General features: G+C 70.8%; 10 protein-coding genes. 5 read left to right on the forward strand and 5 right to left on the reverse strand.

The window, feature by feature from the left end; genetic code table 11:
• Window positions 1-460: 460 nt before the first annotated feature.
• The gene (locus SAHL_RS15370) at window positions 461-1,192 is read right to left on the reverse strand and encodes a hypothetical protein (RefSeq protein ID WP_123592305.1); all 732 of its coding nucleotides are present in this window, start codon (window positions 1,190-1,192) and stop codon (window positions 461-463) included.
• Window positions 1,193-1,337: 145 nt separating this feature from the next.
• Between SAHL_RS15370 and lexA the strand changes: the two genes are divergently transcribed.
• The gene (gene lexA / locus SAHL_RS15375) at window positions 1,338-1,958 is read left to right on the forward strand and encodes a transcriptional repressor LexA (RefSeq protein ID WP_221177996.1); all 621 of its coding nucleotides are present in this window, start codon (window positions 1,338-1,340) and stop codon (window positions 1,956-1,958) included.
• Window positions 1,959-2,408: 450 nt separating this feature from the next.
• Here lexA and SAHL_RS15380 read toward each other — a convergent pair whose 3' ends face one another.
• From SAHL_RS15380 to SAHL_RS15395, 4 genes are all read right to left on the reverse strand, one after another.
• Window positions 2,409-3,413 (reverse strand): OmpA family protein, encoded by a 1,005-nt coding sequence (locus SAHL_RS15380; RefSeq protein WP_123592307.1) that lies wholly within the window; start codon window positions 3,411-3,413, stop codon window positions 2,409-2,411.
• Window positions 3,410-3,868, reverse strand: coding sequence for a DUF4398 domain-containing protein (locus tag SAHL_RS15385; protein WP_123630092.1), 459 nt, complete (start codon window positions 3,866-3,868; stop codon window positions 3,410-3,412). Before SAHL_RS15385 ends, SAHL_RS15380 begins: the two co-directional genes overlap by 4 nt.
• Window positions 3,869-3,957: 89 nt before the next feature.
• Window positions 3,958-4,620 carry an N-acetylmuramate alpha-1-phosphate uridylyltransferase MurU gene (gene murU, locus SAHL_RS15390; protein ID WP_123592309.1) on the reverse strand — a complete coding sequence of 221 codons (663 nt, stop codon included), beginning with the start codon at window positions 4,618-4,620 and terminating at the stop codon, window positions 3,958-3,960.
• Window positions 4,617-5,609 (reverse strand): aminoglycoside phosphotransferase family protein, encoded by a 993-nt coding sequence (locus tag SAHL_RS15395; protein ID WP_123592310.1) that lies wholly within the window; start codon window positions 5,607-5,609, stop codon window positions 4,617-4,619. Before SAHL_RS15395 ends, murU begins: the two co-directional genes overlap by 4 nt.
• 170 nt (window positions 5,610-5,779) lie before the next feature.
• On the opposite strand from SAHL_RS15395, the gene SAHL_RS15400 reads away from it, so the two are divergent.
• Genes SAHL_RS15400 through rsmA form a run of 4 tightly spaced genes read left to right on the forward strand, consistent with a single transcriptional unit; the run spans window position 5,780 to window position 11,357 of the window.
• Window positions 5,780-8,152 carry an LPS-assembly protein LptD gene (locus SAHL_RS15400; protein ID WP_123592311.1) on the forward strand — a complete coding sequence of 791 codons (2,373 nt, stop codon included), beginning with the start codon at window positions 5,780-5,782 and terminating at the stop codon, window positions 8,150-8,152.
• The gene (locus SAHL_RS15405) at window positions 8,149-9,570 is read left to right on the forward strand and encodes a peptidylprolyl isomerase (RefSeq protein WP_123592312.1); all 1,422 of its coding nucleotides are present in this window, start codon (window positions 8,149-8,151) and stop codon (window positions 9,568-9,570) included. Before SAHL_RS15400 ends, SAHL_RS15405 begins: the two co-directional genes overlap by 4 nt.
• 19 nt (window positions 9,571-9,589) lie before the next feature.
• On the forward strand, window positions 9,590-10,591 hold the full coding sequence (pdxA, locus tag SAHL_RS15410) for a 4-hydroxythreonine-4-phosphate dehydrogenase PdxA (protein WP_123592313.1): 1,002 nt from the start codon (window positions 9,590-9,592) through the stop codon (window positions 10,589-10,591).
• Window positions 10,581-11,357: a 16S rRNA (adenine(1518)-N(6)/adenine(1519)-N(6))-dimethyltransferase RsmA gene (rsmA, locus tag SAHL_RS15415; RefSeq protein WP_123592314.1), complete on the forward strand. Its 777-nt coding sequence runs from the start codon at window positions 10,581-10,583 to the stop codon at window positions 11,355-11,357. The genes pdxA and rsmA overlap by 11 nt, the downstream gene beginning before the upstream one ends.
• The last annotated feature ends 674 nt before the right edge of the window (window positions 11,358-12,031 follow it).

The raw sequence follows: 12,031 nt of genomic DNA on the forward strand, positions 1-12,031 counted from the left end.
CAGACGCGCCCGCCGAGTGACGCCGGCGGCCGGATTCAAAGTCCGGCGCGATCCAGCGAACGCATCCCGCGGCACAACCGTATGCCACCGGCTCGGGTCATGCGGCAGCCGAGGCGTCGGCCTTGCCGATTCTCCACCGAGCACTCGCCGGCCTCTTGCAGACACGCCACCGTCTGAACGCGTGGTGATTGGGTCGGACACGCCGGCCCCACCGGAGCGAAAGTCACCCTGGGAGAGACGCCCGGACTCACCCGCCCGCCCTGTGGGCGCCGGCGGCGGGCCTGCCGCCGGTAGTCCGCAGCCCGCCTGAAGGCACAAATCCCCGGATTCTCGAGCGGATACCGGCGAATAGCGGTCGTTCGACTGGCTCGACTCAATGCTGCGCTCTGTACGAAGCGACAAAAAAACCCGCCCTTCCGTCACCGGAAGAGCGGGTCGATTCGGAATCAGTCCGACGACGTCAGGCGCTGCTGCTGCCGCTGTCAGCGCTGTTGGCGGCACTCGTGCCGGCGCTGGTGGAGGCGGAACTACCGGTCTTGCGGGTCGTGCGCTTGCGCGCCGTACTGCCGCTGCCGGATTTGGACGAGGACGCAGTCGTCTTCGTCGTGCCCGACGCCTTGGCCGAAGAACCGGCCGACTTGGTCGTGCCGGACTTGCGCGTCGCCGCCGTCTTGCGCGAGCCACTGGTCGAGCCGGCCTGCTTGGCCGTGCCCGTCGAGGTGGTCGACTTGCTGCTCGAGGCGCTGCTCGTGCCACTGCGCTTGGCCGTGGTCTTGCGGCTGGTACCGGCGGCCTTTTTCTTCGGCGCCGGCTTGCCCGACAGGCGGCCGAGCACGCTCTTGTAGCCGGTGCTGACGACGTCGGTCAGCTCGTTGCCGGTCCGTACCAGCAGGTCGATCGTGTCCTTGTAGGCCGACACGATCTGGTCCCGCCCGTTGGGCACATAGGCCTGGGGATTGTTGGCCACCTTGCGCATGCCGTCGCCACGCGCCTTGTCGAAGCTCGCCCGCGCCGCGGCGAAGATGTTCTTGGCCGCACCGATCTCGGTGTTGGCCAGCGTCTGCCCGTTGTTCACGACCACGCCGAACGCCTTGCGCTGCGCGTCCATGTACGCCTTGAAGGCGCCCTGATAGTTCTTGCCGGCCGTTTCGACCCGGCTGCGAACGTCCGAAACGATTTCCTGAATCTTCATGCTAGCCCTCTCACCACATCGGGTAGTTGTTCTTTGCTGCACCGCAGCAATAGCGATAATCTAGGACACGGTCGCGCCCATGTCAAACGCTTTCGGCCCTGTCAACCGCGTTGCTTCATCGCCAAAGACTGGATATATTTACAGCGTGTCCGAGCTGACCGACAAACAGCAGCGTGTGTTCGCGTTCATCCGCGACACCATCGCCGCGCGCCAGACGCCGCCGACGCGCGCCGAGATCGCGAGCGCGCTGGGGTTCGCCTCGGCCAACGCCGCCCAGAGCCACCTGCGCACACTCGAACGCAAGGGCGTGATCGAGCTCAACGCCGGGCGCAGCCGTGGCATTCGGGTGGTCGCACCCGTCGAGGCAGCCGCGCCCGGCGTGTCGCTGGCGGTGATCGGCCGCGTGGCGGCCGGGGCGCCGCTGCTGGCCGTCGAGCACGTCGAACGCCACTGCCGCGTCGATCCGGCGCTGTTCAGCGCCGCGCCGGACTATCTGCTGCGCGTGCAGGGCGACAGCATGACCGGCGCCGGCATTCTCGACGGCGACCTGCTGGCCGTTCAGGCCGGTGCCGAAGTCCGTCCGGGCCGCATTGGCGTCTTCCGCCGCGACGACGAGGTCACCGTCAAGCGCTTCGAACGCGACGGCACGGTCGCGCGTCTGGTGGCGGCGAATCCCGCCTACGAGGAGATCCGGGTGGACACCACGCGCGAAGCCCTGGCCTGCGAGGGCCTGGCGGTCGGCGTGATCCGCGCACTGGGCGGCTGACACTCGGCACCACAGACGTCGAGCCACCGGCGTGCGCCGGATATCGAAGCGACAGTGCCCGTGGGTAAGCCCACGCTTCGTAAGGCGCGGCTCCGTCGAAAGGCGAATCGGGAGAATCCAGTCGCCGCCCGCGTCACGCGAGTGGTGAATGCGACGGGCCGGGCAACACATCTACCGCACGGTAGGCGGGCCCACCCGGGCGGCACGCGATGCCCACGGAAGCTACGGTCCAACGCGTGAAACGGCCATGGCGGCGCCGGCCCAGGCGGGGTCGTCCGCGTGACCGACAATCGCGTGAGCGGGCGCTCGCGTACCGGCGCGCTCCGAACACGGAACGGCCTGTCGCGCAAGACCGCCGCGCGCCGCGCGGCTCCACAATCAGTACGTCGATGGACGCTGCCACGCGAAGAGCGCGCGTGTCCGCGCCCCGGCCGGCGGCCTGACGTCGGCCTATGAACCCGAGCGGGCGGCGCCGCCCGGCTGGGCCGCGCGCTGTTGCTGGCGACGCCCCGCCTCCGTGTCCGGGCCGGGCACGATCACGGCCTCGATGCGCCGGTTGGCCGCTCGCCCTTCGGCGGTGTCGTTCGAGGCGACCGGGCGCGTGTCGCCGAACCCGCGGGCGCCGATACGCCGCGCGGGTACGCCGTTGTCGACCAGGGCCCGGGCCACGGCCCGCGCACGCGCGGCCGAAAGCGCCAGATTGAAGGCACGGACCTTCTCCCCGCGTGTCGGCGCCTGTTCCTCGAGTTCCTCGTTGGCGCTCACGAACGCCTGCAGCGTACTGTCTGCCGGCGCCACGTTGTCGGTATGGCCGAAGACGGCGACGCCGTAGGATTCGTTGTCGCGCACGAGATCGGCGAGGCGGCGGACCACCTCGCGCGCGCCATCGGTCATGCGTGCGGTGCCGGTCTCGAAGGAGATACCGCCGAGCCGGTCCGGGACCACGCGCTGGCCGATCAGGCTGTCGCCGCTGCCGTCGACCGGGGCCGACTCGCGCTGACGCTGCTGCAGCCGATCCTCGACCTCGACGAGTTGTTCGAGATTGATCTCGCGAACGGCGGTGAAGCGCGCGATCTCGGCCAGACGCTGCGCGCGATGGGCCGCATTGGCGACCGCTGCGAGCGCCTCGGGGTCGCGCCGGCGCGCGTCGGCGATCTCGTTCCAGCCGGATTCGGCCTCCGACAGCGCGGTCTCGGCCTGCGCCAGCGGCTCGCCGCCGTGGGTCTCGACCTGCGGCTGCTCGCGCGCCGCCTCGACCGCGTCGCGGGCTTCCGTCAGCGGCGTGAACGTCGGCGCGCCGCCGTCCGGGCTTCGCTCGACCGCGTCGGCCCAGGCGGCGTCCTGGCCCTGGACGCCGACGAGGGTGGACGCCGGGGGCACCGGATCGGTCCGGAACAGCGAACAGCCGGCCAGCAGCGGCAGGGCGGTGAGACCGGCGATCAACAGGCGATTCATGGCGCATCCTCCGGACCGGTGCTGCGGTCCCCGGTGGCCGTCGCGCCCCCGAGATCCGCCCTGAGTTCGTCGAGCTTGGCCTGCACGGCCCGAGCCTGGGTCTGGGCGAGCGCCGAGCGTGCGTCCAGCGTTGCCGCATCAACCAGCTGCTCGACGCGAGCCCGTTCGGTGTCGTTGAGCGGGCGATCGTCACGAGCCGCGGTGAACAGAATGTCCCGGGCGGTGGCGATCCGTCGCCGCGAGGCATCCACGACCCGCGGCGCGAAGGTATCGGCCTCGGCGTCGCGCGCTTCGGCCAGAGCCTGCTCGGCGGGCGCCAGCACGCTCTCATCCGGCGCGCTCGGCATCGTGGCGCCGCCGCCCCGGCTCGCACACCCCGCGATCACCAGCAGCGCGACCAGCGCCACGACCAGACGGATCAAGCGACAACTCGAACTCGGACGACTCGCCTGCATGCGGCCTCTCCGTTGAATACAGCCCGCGGCCGCGAAGGGCGCGCCCGCAAAAGCCGGCAGTCTAACAGCGCCTCAGCGCCGACGAACAATCAGTCACCCGCGGCCTCGCGGGCGGCCGCCAGCGCGCTCGGCCGGCCGACGTCGATCCAGCGCCCGGCGTGGTGCTGGCCGCTGGCCCGGCCGCCGGCCATCGCCTGTCGTATGACCTGCACCAGCGGAAAACGTTGCGCCTCGACGGCGCGAAAGAGGGCGGGGGCGTAGACGCCGATGCCGGCGTAGGTCCGTCGCGGCGGCGCCTCCACCAGACGGCCGTGGGCATCCAGACCGAAATCGCCGTCGACGTGATGGGCGGGGTTGTCGACCAGCACGACATGCGCGCCGTCGCCCGACACGCCGGCGAGCCGGGCGTAATCGAAGTCGGTGAACACATCGGCGCTGATCAGGGCGAACGGCGCCTCGCCGAGCATCGCCAGGGCGTTGCGCACGCCGCCGCCGGTGTCCAGCGCCCCGGGCTGCTCGACGCTGTAGCGGATGGGCAGGCCCTGGGCACGGCCGTCGCCGAGGGCGGCCCTGATCTGGTCGCCGCGGTAGGCGACGTTGATCACGACCTCGTCGAAGCCCGCCGCGGCGAGCGCGGCCAGATGGTGGCCGATCAGCGGCCGGCCGCCCACGGGCAGCAGCGGTTTGGGCGTATGATCGGTGAGCGGACGCAGACGCTCGCCGCGGCCGGCGGCCAGGATCATCGCCTTCATGCGTCCACCTTCCGCGCCAGCAGCGGCGCCAGCGGGGCGAGGGCCTCGAAGCGCTCGACCACCGGCATCAGATAGTCGACGAAGCGCGGCGTGTCGGCGAGATAACGCGGCTTGCCGTCGCGGTGGGCGATGCGCGCGAAGATACCGAGCACCTTGAGATGACGCTGGGCCCCCATCAGCGCCAGATCCCGCCGGAACGCCTCCCAGTCGTCGCCGACCGGCAGCCCGCGCCCGCGGGCGGCATCCCAGTAATGGCGCACCCAGCCGTCGATGCGCGCCTCTGGCCAGCTCACGAAGGCATCCCGGAACAGGCTGGCGACGTCGTAGGTGATCGGGCCGTGGCGGGCGTCCTGGAAATCCAGTATGCCGGGCAGCGGGTGGCTGACCATGAGGTTGCGCGGCATGTAGTCCCGGTGCACGAACACGCGCGGCTGGGCGCAGACGTTGTCGAGGATGGCGCTGAAGGCGGCATCGATGTCGGCGTGCTCGACCGCGCTCGGCTCGTAGCGCAGATGACGCGCCAGATACCAGTCCCGGAACAGCTCCAGCTCCGCGGCGAGGGTGGCGCGGTCGTATTCCGGCAGCACCTCCGGCCGGCTGGCGACCTGCCAGTCGATGAGCGCGCCGATGGCCGCACCGAAGAGGGCATCCGCGGTGTCCTCGTCGAGCACGTCCAGAAAGGTCCGGTCGCCGAGATCGGTGAGCAGAAGGAAACCGCGCGCCGCGTCGTGGGCGAGCACGCGCGGCACGTTCAGGCCGGCTTCGGCCATCAGCCCGGCCACGTGCACGAAGGCGGCGTTGTCCTCGCGCTCCGGCGGCGCATCCATGGCGATGATCGTGGCCGGCTCGCCGTCGTCGGCGGCCACGCCGCGGAAATAGCGCCGGAAGCTCGCGTCGGCGGAGGCCACGCGCCATTCCAGAGTGCGGCCCAGCACCTCGCCGGCCCAGGCCTCGAGCGCGCGTCGGCGTGCGTCGTCAGGCCCGCTCATGCGCTAACACGGCGCGGCGCCGGGCTTTTGTACGTTGCCTCGCGATCCGCCCCGTGCGCATAATCGGTGCGGATATCGGGGGTTCGCTCGCGAACACAACCGCCGATCGCGGCGTGATGATGCGCGCGTGGCGTCCTGAGTCGTGCATTCAACTGGTTAGACATCCCGCCGTGATTCGTATCGATACTGGCTATTTCCGGCAGCCGCGGGTGTGGAGCACCCGCCTCGCCGTCGGCGCCTCGCTGGTCTGCACGGGCGCGCTGGCGCCACAGCCTAGCATCGCCGCGACGATGGGCTGCCCGGTGGCGCCGCCGCCGCTCGCCCTGCCGCAGCCGAGCGAGGATTCCACCCTCACCGCGGACCGGGCCAGTCTCGAGGAAGGCGTGGCCGAGGCCCGCGGCGAAGCCCGCCTGACGCGCAACGGCCAGGCGCTGGAAGCGCCCTACATGCGCTACGACCGCGACGCCGCGAACGCGATCGCGCGCGACGGGCTGCGCTACTACCGGCCCGGCTTCTATCTCACCGCCGACAGCGGCAACGTGCAGATTGACGACGAAACCGGCGAATTCAATCAGGCCACCTATGCCGTGATCGCCAACGGCGGCCGCGGCAGCGCGACCCGCGTGGAATCCCTCGGCGGTGGCAGCTACGAGCTGACCGACGCCGACTACACCACCTGCGCCGGCGAAACCAAAGCCTGGCAGCTCAGCGCGGAACGCATCGCGCTCGACCGCGCCAGCGGCCGCGGCGAGGCGTTCAATTCGGTGATGCGGATCTACGGCGTGCCCGTGCTCTACACGCCGTACCTGAACTTTCCGATCGACGACAAGCGCCACTCCGGCGTACTGCCGCCGACGATCGGCTCGTCGAGCGATTCCGGCTTCGAGCTGGCGGTGCCCTACTACTTCAACCTCGCGCCCAACTACGACGCGACACTGGTCCCGCGCGTGCTCGGCGATCGCGGCCTGCAACTCGGCGGCCAGCTCCGCTACCTGCACGAACACCACCGCGGCGAGTTCGCCGGCGAATACCTGCCCAGCGACAGCGAATACGGCGACGACCGCAGCCTGTTCCACTACGAGCACATCGGCCGCTTCAACGAACACTTCGGCATCGACGCCAACTACACCCGGGTCAGCGACGACCAGTACTTCGACGACCTGAGCAACGACCTCGCGGGCACCTCGACCTCGCAGCTCGAACGCGCGGTGCGGCTCACCTTCGCCGACACCGGGGTGCGCTTCAGTCTGCTGGCGCAGGACTTCCAGACCCTGGACGACATCAACGAGGACGAGGACGACTTCGATCGCGCCTTCGCCAACGACCCCTACACGCGCCTGCCCCAGGCCCGCCTGGAGATGCTCACGCCCACGGCCCCGTTCCGGGTCGGCTTCAACGGCGAATTCTCCAATTTCAAGCGCGACGACGACATCGACGCGCTGCGCACCGACGCCGAACCCCGGCTGCTGTGGGGCGTGGATCGCGGCGGCTGGTACGCCAACAGCGAGCTGTCGTACCGGATCACGCGCTACGACCTGCGCGGCTTCGACGACGCGCCGACGGTCGACGCCGCCGCCTACGAGGACGACGTCATCACCCGCGACATCCCCCAACTCCAGGCCGAATCGGGCCTGCGCCTGTCGCGGACCTTCGGCGACGGCTGGGTACAGACGCTCGAACCGCGGGCGCAGTATCTCTACACCGGCTACGAGGACCAGTCCGAGATTCCCGTGTTCGACTCGGGCATCGCAGACCTGCACTTCGACCGCCTGTTCGCCGACAACCGCTTCGTCGGCTCGGACCGTATCGGCGACGCCAACCAGCTCACACTCGGCGTGAGTTCGCGCTTCATCTCGCCGGAGGACGGCCGTACCGTGGCCAAGCTCGACTTCGGCCGCGTCACCGGTTTTCGCGATCTCGAGGTCAACATGCCCAGCAGCGGCGAGATCGGCTACGGCGACCGCGGCTCGGACTACGTCGCCGGCGTGGAACTGCGGCCGACGCGCAATCTGCGCGCCCAGACCACCATCCAGTACGATCCGGACGACAGCCGCATCAACCGCGCCATCGCCTCGGCCAGCCTGTCGACGGACAGCGGCTATCAGCTGGACCTCGCCTACCGGCGCTATCGCGACTACCGCCCGCTGCGCGAAGTCAGCGGCAGCAACGGCCGCGAGGTCAACATCGTCCCCGGCCGCTACGAAAGCCTCGAACAGACCGCGGTCGGCCTGCGCGCGCCGGTCACCGACAACCTCGATGTGCTCGGGCGCTGGAACTATTCGCTCGAGCGCAGTCAGAACGTGGAGACGCTGGCGGGCTTCGAGTACCGGCCGTCCTGCTGCTGGGCCGGGCGCGTGGCCTGGCGGCGCTACGTCTCGGACGACGACGGCAGCTACGATTCGGCCATCATGTTCCAGTTCGTGCTCAACGGGCTGGGTCAGTTCGGCGACACGGTGCAGTCCTTCGTCGACGACGACGTCTACGCCGACGACGATACCGGCCGTCGCTCCAGCAGCAGTTTTGATACGATCCGCTTCCCATGAGATACCGCGCCAAGCCCCACCGCACCCTGCTTGCGGCCTGCCTCGCCGTCGCCGCGACCACCGCCGGCGCACAGGGCGGCCCCTCGCTCGACGACTTCTCGCTATCACCGGGCCTGTCGTCCCCGTCGGCGGGCGGCGGCACAGGGGGCGCGCAGACGCTCGACGAGATCGTCGCGGTCGTCGGTGACGGCGTCGTGCTCGAAAGCGAGCTCGACAACGCGGTCGCCCAGATCCGCGCCCGCGCCGGGCAGCGGGTCAATCAGGCGCCACCCAACGTCCTGCGCTCGCAAGTGCTCGATCGCATCATCCTGCAGCGCCTGCAGATGCAGCGCGCCGAACAGCGCGGCATTCAGGTCAGCGACGAGGAGATCGATCAGGGCATCGCCCGCATCGCAAGGCAGAACAACATGGACATGGCGCAGTTCACGCGCGCGGTCGCCGGCGACGGCATGTCCATGCAACAGCTGCGTGAACAGGTCCGCAACGAGCTGATGATCTCCAAACTGCGGCGCCAGGAAGTGATGTCGCAGGTCGTGGTCACCGACGCCGACGTCGATCGGTATCTGGAGAACCAGTCGCTGCGCGAGGCCGAGAATCGCAGCTATCGGCTGCGCCGCCTGCTGATCTCCGTCGCGCCGGACGCCGACGACGCAGCGCTGTCCGCGGCCCGCGAACGCATCGATCGCCTGCGCACGCGCATCGTCGACGAGGGCGCGGACTTCGCCAGCGTCGCGGCCAGCCAGTCGCAGGGCGAGTACGCCGCCGATGGCGGCGACATGGGCTGGATTGCCGGCGATGCCCTGCCCGAGGCGCTCACCGATGTCGTGCCCGGCCTGCAGCGAGGTGAGATCAGCGACGTGTTCCGCGGTCTGGACGGCTTTCAGATCGTACGGCTGGAGGCGCGTCGCGGCGGCGCCAGCGCACCCGCCGAGCAGCGGGTCATGGTCGACGAGGTCAAGGCCCGCCACATCCTGCTCCGGCCCAACGAGATCCGCGACGACGAGCGCACCCGCGAACTCGCACGCCAGCTGCGCGAGCGCCTCGAGGCCGGCGCCGACTTCGCCGCGCTCGCCCGCGACTACTCCGACGACAGCGCCACCGCCAGCCAGGGCGGCGACATGGGCTGGGTGCAGCCGCAGCGTCTGCCGGGCGCGAGCCGCGCGCAGCTGGCCGACCTGGCGGCCGGCGAAGTCAGCCGCATCTTCCAGACCGGCAACGGCTACGAGATCGTGAAGGTCGAGGACCGCCGCCAGCGCGACCAGACCCGCGAGGCCGTCCGTGCGGAGGCCCGGCAGGCGCTCGGCGAACAGAAGTCGGAAGAGGAAGGCCAGCTCTGGCTGCGCAAGCTGCGCGACGAGGCCTACGTCGACATCCGCATGCCGGGCTATCAATCGACGCCGACCGCCGGCGGCGGCTAGAACGGCGACGGGAGCGGCCATGGGCGCGCTGCGCCTCGCACTGACCCCGGGCGAGCCGGCGGGCATCGGCCCGGATCTGGCCGTGCGCCTCGCGCAGACGCGCCAGGCCTGCGAACTCGTCGCCGTGGGCGATCCGGAGATGCTCGCCGCACGCGCCCGCCTGCTCGACCTGCCGCTGACGCTCGAGCCCGTCGACTACGCTCGAACGCCCTTGCCGGCACCGGCCGGCGTCCTGCGCGTCGACGCCGTGGCCTGCCCGGCCGCGCCGACGCCCGGCCGCACCGATCCCGCCAACGCCCGCTACGTGCTCGACACGCTCGACCGCGCCGTGGATCGCTGCCGCGACAGCCAGTGCGCCGCACTCGTGACCGGACCGGTGCACAAGGCGGTGATCAACGCTGCCGGCATCGACTTCTCCGGCCACACCGGCTATCTGGCCGAGCGCTGCGGCGCCGACGAGCCGGTGATGATGCTCGCCACCGACGACGGCGCCCTGCGCGTCGCGCTGGTCACGGTCCACATCCCGCTGTCCGCCGTGCCGGCGGCCGTGACCGCGGAACGCCTCGGCCGCGTGCTGCGGGTCACCGCGCAGGAACTGACCACCCGCTTCGGCATCGCCCGGCCCCGGCTGCTGGTCGCCGGCCTGAACCCGCATGCGGGCGAGGACGGCTATCTCGGGCGCGAGGAGATCGACACCGTCGCACCGGTCATCGCCGCCGAGCGCGAGCGCGGGCTGGACCTCGTCGGCCCGCTGCCGGCGGATACGCTGTTCACGCCGCATCGGCTGGCCGACGCGGATGCGGTGGTGGCGCTGTATCACGATCAGGGCCTGCCGGTGATCAAGCATCTGGGCTTCGGTCGCACCGTCAACATCAGCCTCGGCCTGCCGATCGTGCGCACCTCGGTCGATCACGGCACCGCGCTCGATCTCGCCGGCACGGACGCCGTCGACACCGGCAGCCTGCGGGCGGCGATCGCCACCGCCCTGCACATGGCCCGCGCGGGCAGCCATGGCCCGTAAGCGCTTCGGCCAGCATTTCCTGCACGAACGCGGGGTGATCGAGCGCATCATCCGCCTGCTCGACCCCGTCACTGACGACCGCCTGGTCGAGATCGGCCCCGGTGAAGGCGCCCTCACCCGGCCGCTGCTCGAACGCGTGGATGCCCTGAGCGTGATCGAGATCGACCGCGAACTGGCCGCCGGCTGGCGCGAGACCGCTGCCGGCGATCCGCGCCTGAACGTGATCGAGGCCGACGCCCTGAGCGTGGACTACGCCGCGCTCGCGGCCCGGCGCGGCGGCGCGCTGCGGCTGGTGGGCAACCTGCCCTACAACATCTCCTCGCCGCTGCTATTCGCGCTGCTGAGCGGCGACGCGCCGATCGTCGACATGCACTTCATGCTGCAGAAGGAGGTCGTCGACCGCATGGTCGCCGCCCCCGGCAGCCGCGATTACGGCCGCCTGAGCGTCACCCTGGCCGCCCGCGCCCGTGCCGAGCATCTGTTCGACGTCGGTCCGGGGGCCTTCCGACCGCCGCCGAAGGTGATGTCGGCCGTGGTCCGGATCACCCCGCGCAGCCCCGATTTCGCAATCGACGACCCGGCCCGCTTCGACCGCGTGGTCACCGCCGCCTTCGGCCAGCGCCGCAAGACGCTGCGCAATGCGCTGCGCGGCGAGCTCGACGCCGAGACGATCGCCGCCTGCGGCATCGACCCGGCCGAACGAGCCGAGCGTCTCTCCGCGGCGGACTTCGCCGCGCTCGCTCGGGCGGCGGCCGAGCGCCACTGATGACGCCGCGCCCGGATCGTCGCCGTCACCGGTCGGCGACGCGCGGGCACGACCGCAGGCCACGCGCCCACCCCTCGCTCGATCGGGCCACAGAGTTTCTGCCGCAGGGCTCGGCGGTGTCACCGGTATCGAACCGCCCAAGCGCCCGCGCATCGGACTAGCGGAACCGACCGGCCGCACCCGCGACCACGGCAGGCGATGCAGCGGACGACCGACCTGGATTGCCGCGCCCGTCGCGCACGCGGCTTCGGGATTGACGACACGGCGTGCGGGCACGACACGGGCGACGCGCCGCCGTGAACGCGGTGCACGGCAACCCGCCAAAAGCGTGGGCTGGCCCGGGCCGCGGCCATCGTCCGCCTCGGGGCCAACCTGTGACCGGCGCGGGACGCGCCACGCTGATCCCGGCGCCGCCGGCCAACACCTCATGCAAGCCCGCGCCCAGCGTTGTTCCTCGGCAACACGAGGCTCGACGCGAGCGGCACCGTGCACTACCTAAGCGTGCTCCCATGCCGGATCGTCTCACCCGGCCCATGTCACGGGCACCTGGCCCGTGACCCCCATGAGCAACTCACCATGACCGCGCAGCGGCGTTGCACGTCCGGCTCATGGCTCATGGCTCATGGCTCATGGCTCATGGCTCATGGCTCATGGCTCATGGCTCATGGCTCATG

Source organism: Salinisphaera orenii subsp. halophila YIM 95161 (assembly GCF_003732545.1).
GTDB lineage: Bacteria > Pseudomonadota > Gammaproteobacteria > Nevskiales > Salinisphaeraceae > Salinisphaera > Salinisphaera orenii_A.

Excerpts from the sequence above, each read along its gene's own strand:
- SAHL_RS15370 (WP_123592305.1), bottom strand. The coding sequence starts at position 1,192 with ATGAAGATTCAGGAAATCGTTTCGGACGTTCGCAGCCGGGTCGAAACG.
- SAHL_RS15380 (WP_123592307.1), bottom strand. The coding sequence starts at position 3,413 with ATGAATCGCCTGTTGATCGCCGGTCTCACCGCCCTGCCGCTGCTGGCC.
- SAHL_RS15385 (WP_123630092.1), bottom strand. The coding sequence starts at position 3,868 with ATGCAGGCGAGTCGTCCGAGTTCGAGTTGTCGCTTGATCCGTCTGGTC.
- murU (WP_123592309.1), bottom strand. The coding sequence starts at position 4,620 with ATGAAGGCGATGATCCTGGCCGCCGGCCGCGGCGAGCGTCTGCGTCCG.
- SAHL_RS15395 (WP_123592310.1), bottom strand. The coding sequence starts at position 5,609 with ATGAGCGGGCCTGACGACGCACGCCGACGCGCGCTCGAGGCCTGGGCC.
- SAHL_RS15405 (WP_123592312.1), top strand. The coding sequence starts at position 8,149 with ATGAGATACCGCGCCAAGCCCCACCGCACCCTGCTTGCGGCCTGCCTC.
- pdxA (WP_123592313.1), top strand. The coding sequence starts at position 9,590 with ATGGGCGCGCTGCGCCTCGCACTGACCCCGGGCGAGCCGGCGGGCATC.
- rsmA (WP_123592314.1), top strand. The coding sequence starts at position 10,581 with ATGGCCCGTAAGCGCTTCGGCCAGCATTTCCTGCACGAACGCGGGGTG.